General features: G+C 68.0%; 18 protein-coding genes and 1 tRNA gene. 13 read left to right on the top strand and 6 right to left on the bottom strand.

The window, feature by feature from the left end:
* Positions 1-3: 3 nt before the first annotated feature.
* On the bottom strand, positions 4-279 hold the full coding sequence (locus OC534_RS09930; protein WP_136006653.1) for a hypothetical protein: 276 nt from the start codon (positions 277-279) through the stop codon (positions 4-6).
* A 122-nt stretch (positions 280-401) separates the two neighbouring features.
* On the opposite strand from OC534_RS09930, the gene birA reads away from it, so the two are divergent.
* The 7 genes from birA (at position 402) to OC534_RS09895 (ending at position 4,861) form a co-directional block, all read left to right on the top strand.
* A complete protein-coding gene (birA, locus tag OC534_RS09925; RefSeq protein ID WP_262071731.1) occupies positions 402-1,382 on the top strand; it encodes a bifunctional biotin--[acetyl-CoA-carboxylase] ligase/biotin operon repressor BirA in 981 nt (326 codons plus the stop codon).
* Entirely contained in the window at positions 1,379-2,110 is a 732-nt protein-coding gene (locus OC534_RS09920; RefSeq protein WP_136006657.1) for a type III pantothenate kinase, read from the top strand. Before birA ends, OC534_RS09920 begins: the two co-directional genes overlap by 4 nt.
* A 49-nt stretch (positions 2,111-2,159) precedes the next feature.
* Complete coding sequence (locus tag OC534_RS09915; protein ID WP_262071730.1) at positions 2,160-2,963, top strand: SPOR domain-containing protein; 804 nt, start codon at positions 2,160-2,162, stop codon at positions 2,961-2,963.
* 41 nt (positions 2,964-3,004) lie between these two features.
* Positions 3,005-3,080: transfer RNA gene (locus tag OC534_RS09910), tRNA-Thr, on the top strand.
* 120 nt (positions 3,081-3,200) lie between these two features.
* Positions 3,201-4,121: an arginase gene (gene rocF, locus OC534_RS09905; RefSeq protein WP_017355366.1), complete on the top strand. Its 921-nt coding sequence runs from the start codon at positions 3,201-3,203 to the stop codon at positions 4,119-4,121.
* A 202-nt stretch (positions 4,122-4,323) separates the two neighbouring features.
* Entirely contained in the window at positions 4,324-4,461 is a 138-nt protein-coding gene (locus tag OC534_RS09900; protein ID WP_026070664.1) for an entericidin A/B family lipoprotein, read from the top strand.
* Positions 4,462-4,639: 178 nt separating this feature from the next.
* Entirely contained in the window at positions 4,640-4,861 is a 222-nt protein-coding gene (locus OC534_RS09895; protein ID WP_017355368.1) for a CsbD family protein, read from the top strand.
* 85 nt (positions 4,862-4,946) lie between these two features.
* Here the strand turns inward: OC534_RS09895 and OC534_RS09890 are convergent, their stop codons facing one another.
* Entirely contained in the window at positions 4,947-5,744 is a 798-nt protein-coding gene (locus OC534_RS09890) for a hypothetical protein (protein WP_017355369.1), read from the bottom strand.
* Between the two features lie 107 nt (positions 5,745-5,851).
* Here OC534_RS09890 and OC534_RS09885 point away from each other — a divergent pair, with 107 nt between their 5' ends.
* The 4 genes from OC534_RS09885 to OC534_RS09870 all read left to right on the top strand — a co-directional run bounded on the left by OC534_RS09885 (position 5,852) and on the right by OC534_RS09870 (position 10,286).
* Positions 5,852-7,147: a tryptophan--tRNA ligase gene (locus OC534_RS09885; RefSeq protein ID WP_017355370.1), complete on the top strand. Its 1,296-nt coding sequence runs from the start codon at positions 5,852-5,854 to the stop codon at positions 7,145-7,147.
* Between the two features lie 88 nt (positions 7,148-7,235).
* Positions 7,236-7,574: a hypothetical protein gene (locus OC534_RS09880; protein ID WP_262071729.1), complete on the top strand. Its 339-nt coding sequence runs from the start codon at positions 7,236-7,238 to the stop codon at positions 7,572-7,574.
* Between the two features lie 45 nt (positions 7,575-7,619).
* On the top strand, positions 7,620-8,552 hold the full coding sequence (locus tag OC534_RS09875; RefSeq protein ID WP_262071728.1) for an MBL fold metallo-hydrolase: 933 nt from the start codon (positions 7,620-7,622) through the stop codon (positions 8,550-8,552).
* An 81-nt stretch (positions 8,553-8,633) separates the two neighbouring features.
* On the top strand, positions 8,634-10,286 hold the full coding sequence (locus OC534_RS09870; RefSeq protein WP_262071746.1) for a M28 family metallopeptidase: 1,653 nt from the start codon (positions 8,634-8,636) through the stop codon (positions 10,284-10,286).
* A gap of 136 nt (positions 10,287-10,422) precedes the next feature.
* On the opposite strand, the gene OC534_RS09865 is transcribed toward OC534_RS09870, so the two are convergent.
* Positions 10,423-11,766: an MFS transporter gene (locus OC534_RS09865; protein ID WP_017354743.1), complete on the bottom strand. Its 1,344-nt coding sequence runs from the start codon at positions 11,764-11,766 to the stop codon at positions 10,423-10,425.
* Positions 11,767-11,961: 195 nt separating this feature from the next.
* Between OC534_RS09865 and yedA the strand changes: the two genes are divergently transcribed.
* The gene (yedA, locus tag OC534_RS09860; protein ID WP_017354744.1) at positions 11,962-12,861 is read left to right on the top strand and encodes a drug/metabolite exporter YedA; all 900 of its coding nucleotides are present in this window, start codon (positions 11,962-11,964) and stop codon (positions 12,859-12,861) included.
* A complete protein-coding gene (rarD, locus tag OC534_RS09855; protein ID WP_136006662.1) occupies positions 12,858-13,766 on the top strand; it encodes an EamA family transporter RarD in 909 nt (302 codons plus the stop codon). The genes yedA and rarD overlap by 4 nt, the downstream gene beginning before the upstream one ends.
* 482 nt (positions 13,767-14,248) lie before the next feature.
* Here rarD and OC534_RS09850 read toward each other — a convergent pair whose 3' ends face one another.
* From OC534_RS09850 to OC534_RS09840, 3 genes are all read right to left on the bottom strand, one after another.
* On the bottom strand, positions 14,249-17,098 hold the full coding sequence (locus OC534_RS09850; RefSeq protein ID WP_262071727.1) for a TonB-dependent receptor: 2,850 nt from the start codon (positions 17,096-17,098) through the stop codon (positions 14,249-14,251).
* Positions 17,099-17,177: 79 nt separating this feature from the next.
* The gene (locus OC534_RS09845) at positions 17,178-17,471 is read right to left on the bottom strand and encodes a hypothetical protein (RefSeq protein ID WP_262071726.1); all 294 of its coding nucleotides are present in this window, start codon (positions 17,469-17,471) and stop codon (positions 17,178-17,180) included.
* Positions 17,472-17,531: 60 nt separating this feature from the next.
* Positions 17,532-18,842 carry an ABC transporter permease gene (locus OC534_RS09840; RefSeq protein ID WP_136006666.1) on the bottom strand — a complete coding sequence of 437 codons (1,311 nt, stop codon included), beginning with the start codon at positions 18,840-18,842 and terminating at the stop codon, positions 17,532-17,534.
* Between the last annotated feature and the right edge of the window lies 1 nt (position 18,843).

Raw genomic sequence — 18,843 nt, 5'->3', positions numbered from 1 at the left:
CGATCAGCGGAACATGCCCGGCAGGAAGCTGTGCCACTTCGGTGCGCGCAGGCGTGGCAGCACATCGTCATCGCCACCCCCGCCGGTGCTGCCGGTGCCACTGGCGCTGGGCTTGACCGCCGCCGGTGCGCTGGCGCTGGTCGGGGTGGACGGCGGCGCACGTTCGGCATCGCTGGCGGAATAGACGCAGCCACCCCGCGCTTGGCCGGCGATCGCTTCGGAAGCGTGCGCGGCCAAGGGGGCCATCAGCAGGATCAGGCAATGGGCGAACGGGCGCATCGTCAACATCCAGAACGGGTGAACAGGTCAGTTCCCGATTCTAGCCCGATTCAGCGCCGGTATTGAAAGGCCCCCGCGGGCGCTGGGGGCGGGTTTCCCGCATAATTTTGTCCAGTAATCCGATGGAAGCTGCCGTGGACGACCGCCAACTGCTGGCCAAACTGGGAGCCGGGCGCCTGTCCGGGGACGCCCTGGCGCGTGAGCTGGGTCAGACGCGTGCCGCCATTTGGAAGCGGATTCAAGGACTTAGGTCGGCCGGGATCGCGATTGAAGGGCGCGCCGGCGACGGATACCAGTTGCAGCAGCCGCTGGATCTGCTCGACGCGGACACCCTCCGTGCGGCGCTGCCGGCGGCGGTCCTTCCGCTGCTTGCCTCCCTGGACATCGCCTGGAGCGTGGGCTCCACCAACACCGAATTGCTGCGCTGCAGCGCGCCGGCGCGCGGCACGGCCGTGCTCTTGGCCGAGCGCCAGACCGGGGGCCGTGGGCGGCGTGGCCGCGAATGGACCTCGCCCCTGGCCGCGCATGTGTACCTGTCGGTACTGCGCGGCTTTGCCGGCGGCCTGTCGCGGCTGGGGGGCCTGAGCCTGGTGGCCGGCGTGGCCGTGGCCGAGGCGCTGCGCGCGCAGGGCATCGCCGGGGTCACGCTGAAGTGGCCCAATGATCTGGTTGTCGAGGGCCGCAAGCTCGGCGGTCTGCTGGTGGAAGGTGGCGGTGAATTCGCCGGCCCGGCGCGGGCGGTGATCGGCCTGGGCGTCAACGTGCGCATGCCGGCGGACCACGGGGCGCAGATCACCCAGCCGTGGACCGACCTGGCGACACTGGCCGGCGCGCAGGGCGTGGCGCGCAACGCGCTGGTCGCGGCGATCCTGGCGTCGCTCCTGCCGGCGCTGGAGGCGTTCGATGCCGATGGCCTGGCCCCGTTCCTGCCGCGCTATGCCGCCCTGGACGGGCTGGCCGGGCGCGCAGTGCGGGTCGAGGAGGGCGGCCAGTGGATCGAGGGCCACGCACTGGGCCTGGCCGACGATGGTGCGCTGCGGGTGCGCACCGCGCAGGGCGAGCGCGTGTTCCATGCCGGCGAAGTCAGCGTGAGGATGCAATGAGCGACTGGTTGTTCGACCTGGGCAATTCCCGTTTCAAGTTCGCCCCGCTGCAGGGCGTGCGTGCCGGTGATGTGCAGGCCTGGCCGCATGGCGCCGAGGCGATGCCGGCCGATGCGTTGCAGGCGCTGCCGCAGGGCGACGTGGCCTATGTGGCCAGCGTTGCCGCACCCGCCTTGACCCGCAGCATGCTCGAGGTGTTGCAGGCCCGCTTCGCCCAGGTGCGGGTCGTGCGTACCGAGGCGCAGTGCGCCGGTGTGCGCGTTGCGTATGCCGATCCGACAAAATTCGGCGTGGATCGCTTCCTTGCGCTGCTGGCCGTGGCCGGGCGTGGCGAGGCCGTGGTGGTCGCCGGGGTGGGTACCGCGTTGACGATCGACCTGCTCGACGCCGATGGCCTGCACCACGGCGGGCGTATCGCGGCGTCGCCGACCACGATGCGCGAGGCGCTGCATGCGCGTGCGGTGCAGTTGCCCGCCAGCGGGGGCGCATACCATGCGTTCGCCACCGATACCGCCGACGCGCTGGCCTCCGGCTGCGATGGTGCAGCCGTGGCACTGATCGAGCGCAGCCGCACCGACGCGGCCGCGCTGCTCGGCCGCCTGCCCGCGCTGCTGGTTCACGGTGGCGGCGCACCGGCGCTGATGCCGCTGCTCGGTGATGCGCAGTTCCAGCCGGCGCTGGTGCTTGATGGCCTGGCCCGCTGGGCCGTGCACCACGCGCCACGCTGACCCGGGCCAGGCCGCGCGCAATCCCCGCGCTTGGCCCTAGAATCCCTGCATGCTTACCCGTGCCCTGATCGTTGTCCTGGTCATCCTCAATGGGGGTGTCGCACTGTGGTGGATGCTGCGCGGCGAGCCCGCCGTTGCGCCGTCTGCGGCGCCCAGCGGTGTGGCGCAGCTCCAGCTGTTGCCCGGGGATGCCGTCGTACCGGCGGCCGCGCCTGTGGCGCCGGCCGTGGCCACGCCCGCGCTGGCCGATGCCACCCCGGCCGCGGCGGCACCGGCGCCTGCAACCGCGCCGGCGGCGCCCACGCCCGTGCCTGAGCCCACGCCCGCAGCACCCGCTGTCACGGCGCCGGCACCGGTCGCGGTGACCCCGCCGCCTGCCGCTGCCGTGCCCGCCCAGTGCCTCAGCCTGGGTCCGTTTGCCGACCGTGCCAGCGCGCAGGCCGCGCAGGCCAAGGCTGGCGCCGGGCTGCGCGGCGCGCGCCTGCGCGAGGTCACCGATGCCGGCGCCACGCGCTACCGGGTGCTGCTGCCGCCGGCCGCCAGCCGTGAGGAAGCCCAGGCCACGGTCAAGCGCATCGTCGCGGCGGGCCTGAGCGACTACTACATCATCGGCCAGGGCGAGGAAGCCAACGCCATCGCGCTGGGCCAGTACCGCAACCGCGAAGGGGCCGAACGGCGCATGGCTGCCCTCAGTGCGGCAGGTTTCAACGCCCGCCTGGTGCCCAGTGGCGGGGATGGCAGCGCGCAGTGGTGGGTGGATGCGACGTTGGCCACCCCGGCCGACGCCGCCACGGTGCGCCAGCGCAGCGGCGCGGCGCAGCAACGCTCGCTGGACTGTGCGCGCTTGCGCTAGAATCCACGCTCCGCGACGGCAGCGCCGTTCGCCGTGCCGATGCCGGCATAGCTCAGTTGGTAGAGCAACCGCCTTGTAAGCGGTAGGTCCCCAGTTCGAATCCGGGTGCCGGCACCACCGACCAACGGTCGGTGGCTACTGATTGTCCGCTGCTTCCCCTCGTTACCTGCTGCAGCGCCGCGAGTCCCGCGCCGTCGCGCTGGCTAGACTGTGCTTCTTTGCAATGGAGCAGCAGCGATGGCGATGTATCCCCCGGTTTCCCTGATCGGCGTTCCCACCGACATCGGAGCAGGCCATCGCGGCGCAGGCTTGGGCCCGGACGCACTGCGTATTGCCGGCCTCGGCGATGCCCTGGCCGCGCGCGGCGTGGACGTGCGCGACATCGGCAACCTGGATGGCCCGCGCAACCCGTGGACCGCGCCGGTGCACGGCTACCGCCACCTGGATGAAGTGGTGGCGTGGAACCGTGCGCTGATGGACGCCACCTACGCCGAACTGCAGGCAGGCCGCATGCCGATCATGCTCGGCGGCGACCATTGCCTGGGCATCGGCTCGATCACGGCGGTGGCGCGATGGTGCCGCGAGCAGGGCAAGACCCTGCGCGTGCTGTGGCTGGATGCGCACTCGGACTTCAATACCAGCGACGTCACCCCGTCGGGCAACGTGCATGGCATGCCAGTGGCCTGCCTGTGCGGGCTGGGCCCGGATGCGCTGACCCGGCTTGGCGGCGATGCGCCGGCGATCCGCCCGCAGCAGGTGCATCAGATCGGCATCCGGTCGGTGGACCAGGATGAGAAGCGCCTGATCAAGCAGCATCAGGTGGATGTGTACGACATGCGCTACATCGACGAGGCCGGCATGAAGCGCACGATGGAAGCGGCGCTGAAGGGGATCGACGCCACCACCCACCTGCATGTCAGCTTCGACGTGGACTTCCTGGACCCGAGCATCGCCCCGGGCGTAGGCACCACCGTGCCGGGTGGCGTGAACTACCGCGAAGCCCAGCTGGTGATGGAAATGATCGCCGACACCGGGCGCATGGGCTCGCTGGACATCGTGGAGCTCAATCCCCTGCTCGACAACCGCAACACCACCGCCGAGCTGGCGGTGGACCTGGTGGAAAGCCTGTTTGGCAAATCGACATTGATGCGCGATTGACACCGTGGCGGCGTGCCGTGCGCCGCGTGGCTGAATGGTGGCAGGGCGCGTTCACATTCGCTGCACGCCGCTGCCGCCAGATTGCACATCACGCGGCGGCAGTGTCGATTCGACCCCCGCCCCGCGATCGGGAAGAGGAGCATCGCTCGTCTGACAGGTGGACCGGATACCGGTGATGAAGTTGATCAAACAGGAGAACCCCATGAAGCGTGTTATTGCACTGATGCTGTTGTCGATGTTCTCGGTGGCGATGCTCGCCGGCTGCAACACCGTTGCCGGTGCCGGCAAGGATGTACAGAAGGCGGGCGAGACGGTGGAAGACGCTGCCAAGGGCAACTGATCCCCGGATCGGACACCCAGAAAAAGGCCGGGATTTCCCGGCCTTTTTCGTTGCGTGCAGTAGTGAACCATTCAAGCTCGTGAGCATCCGTTTCATCGTCGCTTGACCGCCACCAAACGCGCACCCGCGCACTCTGTACGTGCGGCGACGATGCCGTTTCAAACAAGGATGCCAACCCATGAACAAAGACATCATTTCCGGCAAGTGGACGCAGCTCAAGGGCAAGGCGCAGGCCAAGTGGGGCGATCTGACCGACGACGATTTCAAGGTGGCCGAGGGCAATGCCGAGTACCTGGCAGGCCGGCTGCAGGAGCGCTATGGCTGGGCGCGCGACCGCGCTGAAAACGAAGTGCGCGACTTCGAGAAAGCCATGCGCAAGGATTATCCGGATTTCCACTGACGCGGTACGCCGCGTGCAGTGAGGCGGCACGGCCGCCAGGGTATGAAACCAGGCGGGCCGCATCGCGCGGCCCGCTTTTTCTTTTTCAGCGCCCGCGGTAGGACGGCGGGTCCGGGACATAGCCCTGCGGGAAGGACTGCGGGGCATCGTCGCGGCGCAGCGCACGGCGCGGCATGACCCCGCGCGCGATCAGGTTGCGCTCGCTGTCGTAGCGCACGTCCAGCCGCTGGGTTGGCATGCGCGTGGCGCGGTCGAAGGTGGTGTTGTCCGCGCGCGAATACTCGCGCGCACCGTGCCCGGTGCCGAGCTGCGGGGCGGGCGCCGCTGCGCCGCGGGCAGAAGCCACGTCGGCCGCCGCCTCGGCCTGCGGGGCCTCGCGCAGGATCGGGCGCGAGGGGCGGGCGATCGGTGGCGCCGGGGCGTAGCGCGCCGCTTCGCGGAAGACAGCGATGCCGATCACGCCGATGTTGTCGGGGCGGCCGGTGCGTGCCGCGTAGCTGCGGCCAGGGTCGGTGAACACGAACTGGGCGACCTCGCGCGACGACTTGCGCCAGCCGCTGATCTCCGCCCGCTGCCACGGGTCGAGCACATAGCCGGTCTGTCCGGGAGCGGCGACCTCGCCGGTGATGGCGTTCAGGCCGTCCACCGACAGCACCACGAGCACGCGTTCGTTGCTGTCGTTGCGCAATGCCACGCTGTAGCGGTGGCCCTGCTGACCGGCGATCCAGCGCTGGGAGCCGTCCGGATACTGGCGAAGCGTGCGGCCGCTGTCGCGGTCCACCACCTGCAGCGATACCGGCCCGGCATCATCGGGGAACGGGGCCACGGGCGTGAAACCGCACAGCATCCACATGGCCAGCAGGGGCAGAATCAGGCGTTTCATGGCAGGCATCCGGGTTGGGGTACGGGATTGAACGCCCCAGCCGGTCCAACGGGGTTGCGCGCGGGCAGGTAAACTGGGGGCGTTCAACTGTCCGTAATGATTCCCTCATGACCACCCGCGTTCTTACCGGCATCACCCCCTCCGGCACCCCCCACCTGGGCAACTACGTGGGGGCCATCCGTCCGGCCATCGCGGCCAGCCAGGCCTCCGGCATCGAGAGCTTCTTCTTTCTGGCCGACCTGCACAGCCTGATCAAGGCGCAGGAGCCGGCGCGGACCCAGCGCTCGACCCTGGAAATCGCCGCGAGCTGGCTGGCGTGCGGGCTGGATCCGGACAAGGTGTGGTTCTACCGGCAGAGCGACATCCCCGAAACCACCGAGCTGATGTGGTTCCTGACCGTCATCGCCAGCAAAGGCATCCTCAACCGTGCCCATGCCTACAAGGCGGCCGTGGACAAGAACCGCGAGGAGCAGCTCGACGACGATGCCGGCATCAGCGCGGGCCTGTTCATGTACCCGGTGCTGATGGCGGCCGACATCCTCATCTTCAAGGCCGACCGCGTACCGGTCGGCCGTGACCAGATCCAGCACATCGAGATGGCGCGCGATTTCGCCCAGCGCTTCAATCATGTCTACGGCAAGGAGTACTTCCCGTTGCCGGAGGTGGTGATCGACGAACAGGTGGCCACGCTGGCCGGCCTGGACGGCCGCAAGATGAGCAAGAGCTACCACAACACCATTCCGCTGTTCGCGCCGCGCGCGGAGCTGAAGAAGCTGGTGTTCTCGATCCTCACCGACTCGCGCGCACCCGGCGAGCCCAAGAGCACCGAGGGCTCGGCGCTGTTCCAGATGTACCAGGCCTTCGCCACTGCCGAGCAGACGGCTGCGTTCGCCCAGGCATTCGCCGACGGCATCGGCTGGGGCGATGCCAAGCAGCAGTTGTTCGAGCGTATCGACGCCGAGCTGACCCCGCTGCGCGAGCGCTACGAAGCGCTGATGGCCGAGCCGGAGAAGATCGAGGCGCTGCTGCGTCGCCGCGGCCAACAGTTGCGCGAGCAGTACGCGGTGCCGCTGCTGGCCGAACTGCGCCATGCGGTGGGCCTGCGCGATCTGTCCAGCGCCGGTGGCGTGGCCAGCGAAGACAGCGGCGAAGCACGCGCGGCGCCGCCGATGTTCAAGCAGTACCGCGAAAAGGACGGCCGGTTCTACTTCAAGCTGCTGGCCGGTGACGGCAGCCTGCTGATCCAGAGCGAGGCCTTCGATTCGCCGCGTGATGCCGGCCAGTTGATCGGCGTGCTCAAGCAGACCACGCACGGCGATGGCCTGCAGAGCGAGCTGTTCAAGGTCGAGGTCGATGTGGCGGTCGTGCTCGATGCCCTGCAGGTGTTGCGCGAGCAGGCCTGATCGCAGCGGTACCGGCCCGGTGCCGGTACCCTGCCGCCGGCGGCACCGGCGCATGGCATGATGCGGGCATCCTGCACGGGAGACTGCAATGGCCTGGTTGTCGTTGGTATTGTTCCTGCCCTGGTTCGTGCTGTTGGGTACGCTGTACTGGCTGTTTCCGCGGCATCCATGTGGCCCATCGCGCCGCCTGTTCGACGGCGTCGCGCTGGCACTGGCCTTCGCCCTGAGCATCCTGGCGATGCTGTGGGGCCATCACATCGGTGTGGTGCAGTCCGATGCCGGCCCGATCTGGCGGCAGGTGCTGGCCGTGCTGTATGCCTACGGTGCGTTCCTGGCGGTGATGGTGGCCGCGATCCTGCTGCGCGGGCCGGTGCTGGCGCGGCGTTCGACCAAAGCCGCATCGAAGCCGGCGGCGGGTTCGCCCTAGACTGGGCGTGGCGTAATGTGCCGATTTTCCGCCAGGGATGAGCCGATGACCTCCGACCCCAGCATCCACACCATCGATACCGCGTTCCAGCGCGACGACTTCGACGCCGCCTATCTGGTGGTCGAAAACGGGCGCGCTGCGCTCATCGACTGCGGTACCGGGCTGGCCGTGCCGGCCATGCTCAAGGCGCTGGCACGCGCGGGGGTACCCGTCGATGCGGTCGACTGGCTGGTGCTGACCCATGTGCATCTGGACCATGCCGGCGGCGCAGGCCTGCTGATGCAGCAATTGCCCAACGCAAGGCTGGTGGTACACCCGCGCGGTGCTCCGCACATGGTCGATCCGACCCGGCTGATCGCCGGCGCCACCGAGGTGTATGGCGAAGCGGAAATCAAGCGCAGCTACGGTCCAATCCTGGCGGTGCCGGCCGAACGCGTGGTGATTGCCGAGGATGGCCATCGCGTCGATCTCGCCGGGCGCGTGCTGGACTGCGTGCACACGCCTGGCCATGCACGCCACCATCTGTGCGTGTGGGATGCGCGCAGCGCGAGCTGGTTCACCGGCGATACCTTCGGCCTGTCCTACCGCGAGCTGGACAGCGCGCGCGGGCCGTTCATCCTGCCCACCTCTTCGCCGGTGCAGTTCGAGCCGGAGCCGCTGAAACAGTCGATCGCGCGCATGCTCGACCGCTCCCCGCAGGCGATGTACCTGACCCACTACGGCCGCGTGGACGACGTACCGCGCCTGGCCGCCGACCTGGTCGAGCAGATCGATGCGATGACCGACATCGCGCGCCAGTGCGATGCACGGCCGGACCGCCACCGCTGTCTGGTGGCCGCGTTGACCGCGCTGTACCTGGAGCGCGCGCAGGCCCACGGCTGCCCCCTGGATGATGCGGCGGTGACGCAGGTGCTGGCGATGGACATCGAGCTCAACGCGCAGGGCCTGGCCTGTTGGCTGGATCGCGACCGCCGTTGAGGGCGGCCGGGGCAGCGGTCATGCAGGTGTCACGTTACACTCGGGCCTTCCGTTTTCCGCCTGGTGTCTGCCGTGAATCCGATGCGCATGCTGCTGTTGTCGTCCTGTCTGTTCGTCGGCGGTCTGGCCCACGCGGCCAACGACCTGCCCGGTGGCGGCATCGACCCGGACGCGCTGTCGCGGCACGTGCGCATCCTTGCGTCTGACGCGTTCGAAGGCCGCGCGCCGGCGTCGGCGGGCGAAGAACGGACTGTCCAGTACCTGACCGAGGAGTTCCGCAGGTACGGCCTGCAGCCCGGCGGCGTAGACGGCACCTGGGTACAGCCGGTGCCGATGGTGCGTGCGCAGGTCGATGGCCCGGTGCGCGCGCAGCTGCGCCAGAACGGCAGAGCGCATCCGCTTGTCAATGGCGAGGACGTGACGCTGCAGAGCCTGCGGCCGCAGGCGGCGGTGGACATCCAGGACGCGCCGCTGGTGTTCGTCGGCTATGGCATCGACGCGCCGGAGCGGCAGTGGGACGACTACAAGGACGTCGACCTGCACGGCAAGATCGCCGTGATGCTGATCAACGATGCCGATTTCGAGGCCGATGCGCCCGGCGCATTCGATGGCAAGGCGGTGACCTACTACGGCCGCTGGACCTACAAGTTCGAGGAAGCCGCGCGGCGCGGCGCGCAGGGCGTGCTGATCGTGCATGAAACCGCGCCGGCCGCGTACGGCTGGGCCACGGTGAAGAGCTCCGGTACCTCGCCGCTGTTCGACATCGAGCGCACCCCCGAGCAGGCGCTGGCCCAGCACGTGCCGGTCCGCGGCTGGATGCAGCGCGCGCTGGCCGAGCAGCTGTTCCGCGATGCCGGACTGGATTTCGAAGCCGAGAAGCGCCGGGCGATGACGCCGGCGTTCACCCCGGTCGCACTCGGCGACGCGCGCCTGTCGGTGAACTTCAGGCTCAAGCGTGAGCAGGTGATCACCCGCAACGTGGTGGCCAAGCTGCCCGGTGGTGCGCACGCCGATGAGGCGGTGATCTTCTCCGCACACTGGGATGCGTTCGGCATCGGCCAGCCGGACGCGAAGGGCGACCGCATCCGCCGTGGCGCGATCGACAACGCCACCGGCGTGGCCACCGTGCTGGAGCTGGGCCGGGTGTTCGCCGCCGGCCCGCAGCCGCAGCGCACGCTGTACTTCGTGGCGCTGACCGCCGAAGAGAAGGGCCTGCTCGGGGCCAGCTACTACGCGGCGCACCCGCTGGCGCCGCTGGACAAGACCGCCGCCGTGCTCAACATCGAGATGTTCAGCCCGGATGGCCCGACCCGCGACATCGCGTCGTGGGGCAAGGGCCGGGTGTCGCTGGAAGGCGACCTGGCGCGCGTGGCCAAGGCCCGTGGCCGCACTTATTCGCCGGATCCGAATCTGGAAGCCGGCTTCTTCTACCGCGCGGACCATTTCGCGTTCGCGCGTCTGGGCGTGCCCGCCATCACCATCGGCCCGGGGCTGGACATGACCGACGGCGGGGTGGAGAAGGGCCGCGCGCTGCGCGATGCGTACTTCGCCGCCTGCTACCACCAGGCCTGCGACGCCTGGACCCCGAGCTGGGACGCCAGCGGCCATGCCGCCGACACCCTGCTGGTCTACGACCTGGGCGCGGAACTGGCCAACAGCCGGCGCTGGCCGCACTGGGAAGAGGGGTCGGAGTTCCGCGCGGTGCGCGAGCAGAGTGAGTCGGCGCGCCGCTGACCCTCAGCGCCGGCGCCGGAACCGCGCTGCCACTCCCGCCGCCCCGACCCGCCCCTGCGACAGCCGCAGCGCCCGAGGGCGCTGCGGCGCGTCCGCCGCCGCACCGCCCGATGCCTGTCGTGTCGCGTCGCCGCGCTTACGGGTGCGTGCGGGTGCCATCCAGCCAGTTCGGGCCCTTGTTCTTCAGGAAGAACACATAGACCACCAGCGACACCGCGATCACGGCGGTGACGTAGATCGCGAACGAGGTGACATGGCCGGTCTTCAGCGCGCCCTGGTACAGCAGCGGGGCAGTGCCGCCGAACAGCGAGTTGGCCACCGCGTAGCCGAAGCCCACGCCCAGCGCACGCACGTGGGTGGGGAACAGTTCGGCCTTCACCACGGCGTTGATCGAGGTATAGCCGGTAAGGATGACAAAGCCGATCGCCAGCACCAGGAAGGCCATCAGCGGGTCGTGCTGGTTGGGCAGTTCGGTGATCAGGTACCAGGTGTACAGCACGCCGCCGACGCCGAAGAACACCAGCAGGCTCTTGCGTCCGACGATGTCCGACAGCCAGCCGCCGATCGGCTGCAGCACCATCAGGAAGGTCAGCACGCCGAGGTTGATCAGGGTGCCGGTCATCACGTCGTCGCCGGCGAAGGCGCTCTGGATCATCTTCGGCCCGTTGACCGAGTAGGTGTAGAACGCCACGGTGCCGCCGGCGGTGATCAGGAAGCACAGCAGCAGCGGACGCCACTGGTGCACGAACAACTCGTACATCGAGCCGGAGGCCTTGGCCTTGCCCGTCCTGGCCGCCTCGATGGAGTCCTCGCCCAGTGACTCGTCCATCGTGCGGCGCAGCCAGAACACCACGATCGCAGCGATCCCGCCGATGCCGAAGGCGATGCGCCAGCCCCATTCGGAGATCTGCGGCTTGTCCCAGAACATGAGCATGGCCAGCAGCGTGAGCTGTGCCAGCACATGGCCGCCGACCAGGGTGACGTAGTGGAACGAGGACAGGAAGCCGCGCCGGCCCGGGATGGCCGCTTCGGACATGTAGGTGGCGCTGGTGCCGTACTCGCCGCCGGTGGCAAAGCCCTGCAGCAGGCGTGCGAACAGCAGGATCACCGCCGCCCAGATGCCGATCTGCGACGCGGTGGGGGTGATGGCGATCAGGAACGAACAGGCGGCCATGACCGTCACCGAGACGGTCAGCGCCAGGCGGCGGCCGTAGCGGTCGGCGAAGCGGCCGAAGTACCACGCCCCGATCGGGCGCATCAGGAAGGTGGCGGCGAAGATCGCCCAGACGTAGAGCGTGGAGTTCTTGTCGGCGGCCGAGAAGAACTGCGATTCGAAGTACACCGCGAACACCGAGTAGACGTAGACGTCATACCACTCGACCAGATTGCCGGCCGAGCCTTTCAGGGTGTTGGAAATGGAGCGGCGCAGGGCGGCGCGGGAGGCGGCGTGCGGAATCGCCGGAGGGATGGTCGTGCTCATGCAGGGTAGGGGTCCTGGCTGGAAAACGGTCGAACTGACCGGGCGGCAGCTCCTTGTTACCTTATCGCACGTCAACGACAGGTGCCCGCGCGGCAGCGGCAGATGCCCTGCAACGGATACAGCATGCCGTTTCCCGGGGTGATTGCCGGCAGCGCGGTGCCCTAGAATTCCCACTCCCCCGGATGGTGGTGTGCCATGTCTTCACCTGAACCTGCAGCGGCTGCTCCCCGGAGCGGCCTTGTCGTACTCGCCTTGTTGCTGGTTTACGTGGTCTGGGGGTCCACCTATCTCGGTATCCGGCTGGCGCTGGAGGGCGGCGCGCTGCCGCTGACGACGGTGTCCGGCGCGCGCTTCATCATCGCCGGCTCGCTGATGTACGCGGTGCTGCGCTGGCGTGGCATGCCGGCACCGACCCGGCGGCAGTGGCGCAATCTCGGGATCATGGGGCTGACCATGCTGGTGCTGGGCAACGGCATGGTGGTGCTCGCCGAGCGCACGGTGTCCTCGGGTCTGGCCGCCACTGCGGTGGCATCGGTGCCGTTGTGGATGGCGCTGTTCGCCGCAATGCGCGGCCAGCATGCCAGCCGCGGCGAATGGCTGGGCATCGCGATCGGCTTTCTCGGCGTGGTCTGGCTCAACGCGGGCAGCAGCCTGACCGCCTCGCCGCAGGGACTGATCCTGCTGCTGGTTGCCCCGATCGGCTGGGCATTCGGATCGATCTGGGCGCGCGGGCTGGACCTGCCCAGCCCGTTCATGACCGCCGCCGGGCAGATGCTCTGCGGTGGCGTGATGCTGGTGGCGCTGGGCCTGGCAACCGGTGAGCGTCCCACCACCTGGCCCTCCCTCAGTGGTCTGGCGGCGGTGGCCTACCTGTGCGTGTTCGGCTCGATCGTGGCGTTCACCGCGTACGTGTGGCTGCTGCACAACGTGCGCCCGGCCCTGGTGGCCAGCTATGCCTACGTCAATCCGGTGATCGCGGTGATCCTGGGCGTGATCATCGGCAATGAGCATTTCGGCAGCCACGACCTGCTGGCGATGGCGGTGATCCTGGCCGGCGTGGTGGTGTTGACCCTCGCCCGGACGCGTGCGAAATGAGCCTGTCGCCGCAGCACAGCCTGCAGGAACAACGTCGCGGACTGGCAATCACCGCGTTCACCTTCACCCTGTGGGGGCTGGTACCGGTCTACTGGCACCTGCTCAAGGCGGTGCCGTCGCAGCAGATCATCGCCCACCGCATCATCTGGAGCACGGTGCTGGTGGTGGCCTGGCTGCTGCTGAGCGGGGGCACCGGCTGGTGGAAGGCGATCGCCGCGCAGAAGCGGGCATTGCCGACACTGGCGCTGAGCAGCCTGGCGATCGCGTTCAACTGGGGCCTGTACATCTGGGCGATCAACGCCGGGCATGTGATCGAAACCAGTCTCGGCTACTTCATCAATCCCCTGGTCAGCGTGCTGCTGGGCGTGGTGGTGCTCAAGGAGCGCCTGCGCCGGCTTCAGTGGCTGGCAGTGGGCTGCGCCGGGCTGGGCGTGGCCTGGCTGACCCTCGACGCGGGAACGCCGCCGTGGATCGCGCTGGGGCTGGCCTGTTCGTTCGGGCTGTACGGCCTGCTGCGCAAGCTGATCTCGGTCGACCCGGTGGCGGGCCTGGGCGTGGAAAGCCTGTACCTGTTCCTGCCGGCCATCGGCTTCGCGCTGTGGAGCGAGAACGGGCACGGCGGCGGCTTCTTCGGGGGATGGGGCTGGCAGAACGATGCGCTGCTGATCCTGGGCGGCGCGGTCACGGCCCTGCCGCTGATCGGTTTCGCCTACGGAGTCAAACGCATTCCGTTGTCGCTGGTCGGCATCCTGCAGTACATCGCACCGAGCCTGGGCCTGCTGCTGGGCGTGTTTTTCTTCCGCGAACCGTTCGACACCGCCAAGGCGATCGGCTTCGCCGCGATCTGGACGGGGCTGGCGTTGTTCGTCGGCGACAGCGTGTGGCGGTCACGCAGGGCCGCCTGACGCCAGAATGCCGCGCCGCACCCCCGTAGAGCCGGGTTCTACCCGGCTGCCGCAGGCGCAACGCCGTCCACGATCATCGCCGCGCCCACCCCGTAGAGCCGGGTTCTACCCGGCTGCCGTCGGCGCAACGCCGTCCACGATCATCGCCGCGCCCACCCCGTAGAGCCGGGTTCTACCCGGCTGCCGCAGGCGCAACGCCGTCCGCGATCATCGCCGCGCCCGCCCCCGTAGAGCCGGGTTCTACCCGGCTGCCGCAGGCGCAACGCCGTCCGCGATCATCGCCGCGCCCGCCCCGTAGAGCCGGGTTCTACCCGGCTGCCGTCGGCGCAATGCCGGCAACGACCATTGCCGCGCCGCGCGCGGCCAGCCGACCAACGGTCGGCTCTACCAGGCGATGCGCAAAAAAAAGACGGCGCCCGAGGGCGCCGCCTTACTTCCATCAACGGCTTGGAGAGAGTAAGCCGTGGATCAGAAACGCTGGATCAGAAACGCTGCTGGTACTTCATGTACATGAAGCGGCCGATGTCGAAGCCACCGTAGTAGGTGAAGCTGCTGTTCGGCTGGCTGTACATGATCGGACCCTGGTGGTTGAACACATTGTTCACGCCCATCGACACGGTGCCGTTCCACGGCAGCACGTAACGCACCTGCAGGTCGTGGAAGGTGTTGGAGCCCACCTTGTTGCTCGGCTGCGCGTCGGTATAGACCGAGTTGAAGTCCGGCAGGTTGCATTCGGGGCCGCCGGTCAGGTCGTACGAGCACTTCTCCTTCATGCTGGAGTAGTAGCGCGCGGTCCAGCCGATGCCCAGGTTGCCGTAGGTCCAGTCCACGTTGAGGTTGGAACGGACGCGGAAGTTGCCGCCCCAGCCGGTGAACTGCTCGACCGGCGTGGTGTCGATGTTGTCGCTCTTGCGCTCCAGGTAATCCACATAGGTGGTGTTCCAGGAGATCGCGAACTTGCCGATCGCCAGTTCCGGCAGGCGGTAGCGCACGCTGAGGTCATAGCCGGCGGTTTCCTGGAAACCGGCGTTGTTCAGAGTGCGGTCCAGTGCGGTCACCTGGCCGATGTTCTTGCCAGAGGTGGAGCGGGTGAAGCGGCCGCATGCGGACTGGTTGCCCTGGATGTAGCACTGGTTGAGGATGTCCGTTGCCGACTCACCCACGATCACGTCGTTGATGCGGATCTTCCACCAGTCCAGGCTCAGGTCCAGGCCGGAGACGAATTCCGGGCTGTACACAACGCCAACGGTCCAGGTCTTGGCGGTTTCCGGCTTCAGCGCCGGGTTGGAACCCGAGTTGAAATCGGTGGTCGCCTGCTGGCCCGGCACCATCGCATTGCTGCCGTCGGCGCTCTGCTGGCGGAAGTTCGCCGGCACGTTGACCGCGCAGCGCGCAGCGACGTCGGGGCTCTTGGCGGCCGCACCGAACAGCGTGTCGCACGGATCGGTGAACGAATCGCGCGTGGTGACGGTGCCGCCGTAGAGGTCATCCACGGTCGGCGCGCGGAACCCGGTGCCGTAGGTGGCGCGTACCAGCAGGCTGTCGATCGGCTTCCACTTCAGGCCAAACTTGCTGTTGGTGGTGGCACCGAAGTTGTTGTAGTCCGAGTAGCGACCGGCCAGGTCCAGCGACAGTTCGCGGGCAAAGGCCATGTCGGCCAGCAGCGGCACCTGGAACTCCAGGTACACCTCGTTGAGCGAGTAGTCGCCGCGGGTCGGCTTGCCACTGGTACCGGCGATCCGGCCGTTCTGCACCATCTGGTCCGGGGTGTAGCTGGCCTCTTCGCTGCGGTGCTCGACGCCCATCGCACCCATGATGTCACCGGCCGGCAGCGAGAACAGCGAACCGGAGATGTTCGCGCTGGCCACCTTGGTGGTGCTCTGCATCTTGTCGACGAAACGGGTGAACAGGAAATCCTGCACTTCCTGGCGGCTCAGCGAACCGGCGCTGTTGGAGCCCATCGGCGCCAACGGGTTCCACGGGGTGCAGCCGGCGATCACATTGCCGACGGTGCCGCAGTGCGCCACGCCCTGGCTGTCGATGAACGACGGGCCGACGGCCAGGTTCACGTTCGGCTGGTACATGCTGCCCGTGCCGATGCGCTCGCCTTCATTGCGGTTGTACATGTAGCTGACGTTCCAGTCCCAGTAACGCGAACCGGTTTCGAAGCTGCCTTCCAGACCCAGGCTGGCACGCTTGGTGGTCAGGTTGTTCTCGGTGCCGCGCGGCATTTCCTCGGTGCGGTGCGCGAACAGCACGTCCTGGCCCCAATGGTTGAACGCGCTGTCCTTGGACAGGGCGGCACGGGTGCCGTTGCGGGCCTGTGCGGCCGAGACCGAGTACGGGTAGCCGGCCAGCTGCTTGGTCGACTCACGCTCGCTGTACAGCGCATCGGCGACGAGGCGCAGATTGTCGGTGATGGAGAAACCGCCGTTGGCAAACACCGACTTGCGCTGCAGGCCGGTGAGCAGGCTCATGTTGCTCTTGGCGTTGCTGTCGTTGGCCTTGTCGACCGGCTTGAAGTTGCCCGGCTGCGACGGATCGCCGCCCGGGCCGACGCTGATGTTGGTGCCGCCGACGGTGGCGTAGCCCCACTCGGTGATGCCGCTCAGGCCGTCGGTCGGGTGTGCCGGGCCGTTCGGGTAGGCAGTGAACTCACGCGCGCTGCCCAGCACCGGATCTTCGTCGGTGTACTCGCCGCCCACGGTGAACCAGCCGCGATCGAAGGTCTTGCCGAAGGTCGCGCTGTAGGAGGTCTTCTGACCGTCGCCCTGGCCGTACTGGCCGACGTAGGCATTGACTTCAGCGCCGTCGAAGTTCTTGCGGGTGATGATGTTGACCACACCGGCGATGGCATCCGAGCCGTACAGCGCCGAGGCGCCGTCGGTCAGCACTTCCACACGGTCCACGATCGAGGACGGGATGGAGGCCAGGTCGGAGTAACCGCCGGCGCTGACGCCCATGCGGCGGCCATCGATCAGCACCAGGCTGCGTTCCGGACCCAGGTTGCGCAGGCTGACGTACATGCCGCCGAAGTCGCGCGAGGAGGTCAGCGAAGACGCACGGCTCATGCTCGGCGAACCGGCGGCGGTGACGTCCTGCAGGATGTCGGCAACGTTGACGTAGCCCTTCTTCTCGATCTCGGCGCGGTTCAGCGCCACGACCGGCTGCGCGGTTTCGACGCTGGCCTGGCGGATGCGCGAACCGGTGATTTCAATGCGGTCGAGGTTGGTGGTGCCGTCCGCGGCATTCTGTGCGAAGGCGGGGGCACTGCAGCTGGCGACAAGCGCGATGGCGATCGCGTTGCGCAGCGGATTGGTCTTCAAATACATCCGTGCGTTCTCTTTCTCAAAAAAATCGTTCGCCCTGGGGGCGGCGTGGGGACAACACCACGACGTGGGGGGCGGGATTCTAATGACTTTTCAAAATTTTTACTTTCATCTGAAAGCATGAAAAAGGCCTTAAATGAACACGCGCTGACAAATGCGCGCATTCAGACGAAACCTTTTTCATCTGCACGCATCGCGCATGCGCACGCACGCCGCCACGACACGTGGACGCATCCATAGCGGCGACGGCGTGCGCATCTTGAATGCCTGCGACACTGCGCCGCACCTCGAAAAACAAGCGGTATCGCGCACTGTGCGGCGCAACTAAACGCGCAATGAACACACGCCAAAAAAAAAGAACCGCACGCTTGCGCATGCGGTTCCCTCATTGCTATCCCGTGCGCGCGCCTGCGCACGCGTGTTCATTGCCAGTGCGTCAACCGTCGCGCAGGGCGGTGGTGATCGGCAGGCGTGCGGCACGCAGTGCCGGGAACAGTCCACCGACCAGGCCGATGCCGAGCGCCCACTTCAAACCGCTCCACAGCAGCTCCGGCGAGACCTTGAACTGGAACACCACCTGGCTGAAGTTGCTGCCGATGGTGGACACGCTGTAGCCGTTGAAGATCGCCCAGGCCACCGCGCCGCCCAGCAGACCGCCGAGCAGGGCGAGCAGCATGGTCTCCAGCATCACGGCGGTGACCACCGGCAGGCCGCGGAAGCCGATCGCGCGCATCGTGGCGATCTCGCGGGCCCGGGTAGCCACGGCGGCATACATGGTGTTGAGCGCGCCGAACACCGCGCCGATCGCCATGATCGCGCCGATCACGGTGCCGAGCACGCTGATCAACGTGCTGAGGCCACCGCCCTGCTTGGCGTAGTAAGCGCGGGTGGTTTCAACATCGAGCTTGAGGCGGGGGTCGCCGGCGACCGCCGCCTTGAACTGCTCGAAGCCGGCCTTGCCCTCGGTGCGTACGCTGATCGACTGCCAGGCGCTGCGCTGGTAGGTCGCGGCCAGGGTCTCCGCGTCGGTCCACAGTTCCGACTCGTGCGCGTCGCCGGAGGCGAACACGCCCACCACCGTCCAGGCCTGGTTGCCCAGCGTCAGCGTCCTGCCAATCTCCAGCCCCTGGAACTGCGCCTGTGCGCCCTTGCCGACCACGATCTCGCGCAGACCGGTGTTGAAACGGCGACCTTCGATGATCTTCATCTTGTCGTGTACCGCCCACGCCATCTCGCCGACACCACGGAACTGCGCGTTCACGTCGGTGCCGTCGGCCCGGGAGGCTACGTTGACCACCTGCGACAGCTCCGGCGAGATCAGCGCGCGTCCCTGCGCGTCCTTGGCCACGCCCGGCAGCGTGGACAGCAACGGCACCTGGTCGCGGGTGATGACCGAGTTGGTCTCGGCCTGCGAGCCGCCTCGCAGCACGATGGCGGTGCTGTCATCGCCGGTGCTGTTGAGCGTGGCCTGGAAACCTTCGCCCATCGCCAGCATGGCCACCAGCACGCCGACCACGCCGGCGATGCCGACCACGATCACCGAGGAGGCGCCCCACCGCTGCGGCAGGCTGGCGATGCCGATGCGGGTGGCCGCCAGGGCCAGCCGCCCGCTGCGGGTGACCGCCAGCCACAGCGCGATCGCCACGGCGACGACAAGCACGCCGAACCACGGCAGCGCGACCCAGACCGCCAGGCCCACGCCCAGCAGCAGAATCGACAGTGCGTTTCCCATCCAATGCTTCTTCATG

This window comes from Stenotrophomonas sp. Marseille-Q5258, from assembly GCF_946900935.1.
GTDB classification, from domain to species: domain Bacteria; phylum Pseudomonadota; class Gammaproteobacteria; order Xanthomonadales; family Xanthomonadaceae; genus Stenotrophomonas; species Stenotrophomonas nematodicola.
Note: the sequence above shows the minus strand (reverse complement) of the source record. Positions and strands in the feature narration are given on the sequence as shown.

Coding starts and splice junctions, on each gene's coding strand:
- rocF (WP_017355366.1), top strand. CDS start 3,201: ATGGCGATGTATCCCCCGGTTTCCCTGATCGGCGTTCCCACCGACATC.
- OC534_RS09840 (WP_136006666.1), bottom strand. CDS start 18,842: ATGAAGAAGCATTGGATGGGAAACGCACTGTCGATTCTGCTGCTGGGC.
- OC534_RS09890 (WP_017355369.1), bottom strand. CDS start 5,744: ATGAAACGCCTGATTCTGCCCCTGCTGGCCATGTGGATGCTGTGCGGT.
- OC534_RS09895 (WP_017355368.1), top strand. CDS start 4,640: ATGAACAAAGACATCATTTCCGGCAAGTGGACGCAGCTCAAGGGCAAG.
- OC534_RS09865 (WP_017354743.1), bottom strand. CDS start 11,766: ATGAGCACGACCATCCCTCCGGCGATTCCGCACGCCGCCTCCCGCGCC.
- OC534_RS09845 (WP_262071726.1), bottom strand. CDS start 17,471: ATGCGCAAGCGTGCGGTTCTTTTTTTTTGGCGTGTGTTCATTGCGCGT.
- yedA (WP_017354744.1), top strand. CDS start 11,962: ATGTCTTCACCTGAACCTGCAGCGGCTGCTCCCCGGAGCGGCCTTGTC.
- OC534_RS09915 (WP_262071730.1), top strand. CDS start 2,160: ATGCTTACCCGTGCCCTGATCGTTGTCCTGGTCATCCTCAATGGGGGT.
- OC534_RS09880 (WP_262071729.1), top strand. CDS start 7,236: ATGGCCTGGTTGTCGTTGGTATTGTTCCTGCCCTGGTTCGTGCTGTTG.
- OC534_RS09850 (WP_262071727.1), bottom strand. CDS start 17,098: ATGTATTTGAAGACCAATCCGCTGCGCAACGCGATCGCCATCGCGCTT.
- birA (WP_262071731.1), top strand. CDS start 402: ATGGAAGCTGCCGTGGACGACCGCCAACTGCTGGCCAAACTGGGAGCC.
- OC534_RS09875 (WP_262071728.1), top strand. CDS start 7,620: ATGACCTCCGACCCCAGCATCCACACCATCGATACCGCGTTCCAGCGC.
- OC534_RS09900 (WP_026070664.1), top strand. CDS start 4,324: ATGAAGCGTGTTATTGCACTGATGCTGTTGTCGATGTTCTCGGTGGCG.
- OC534_RS09920 (WP_136006657.1), top strand. CDS start 1,379: ATGAGCGACTGGTTGTTCGACCTGGGCAATTCCCGTTTCAAGTTCGCC.
- OC534_RS09930 (WP_136006653.1), bottom strand. CDS start 279: ATGCGCCCGTTCGCCCATTGCCTGATCCTGCTGATGGCCCCCTTGGCC.
- OC534_RS09885 (WP_017355370.1), top strand. CDS start 5,852: ATGACCACCCGCGTTCTTACCGGCATCACCCCCTCCGGCACCCCCCAC.
- rarD (WP_136006662.1), top strand. CDS start 12,858: ATGAGCCTGTCGCCGCAGCACAGCCTGCAGGAACAACGTCGCGGACTG.
- OC534_RS09870 (WP_262071746.1), top strand. CDS start 8,634: ATGCGCATGCTGCTGTTGTCGTCCTGTCTGTTCGTCGGCGGTCTGGCC.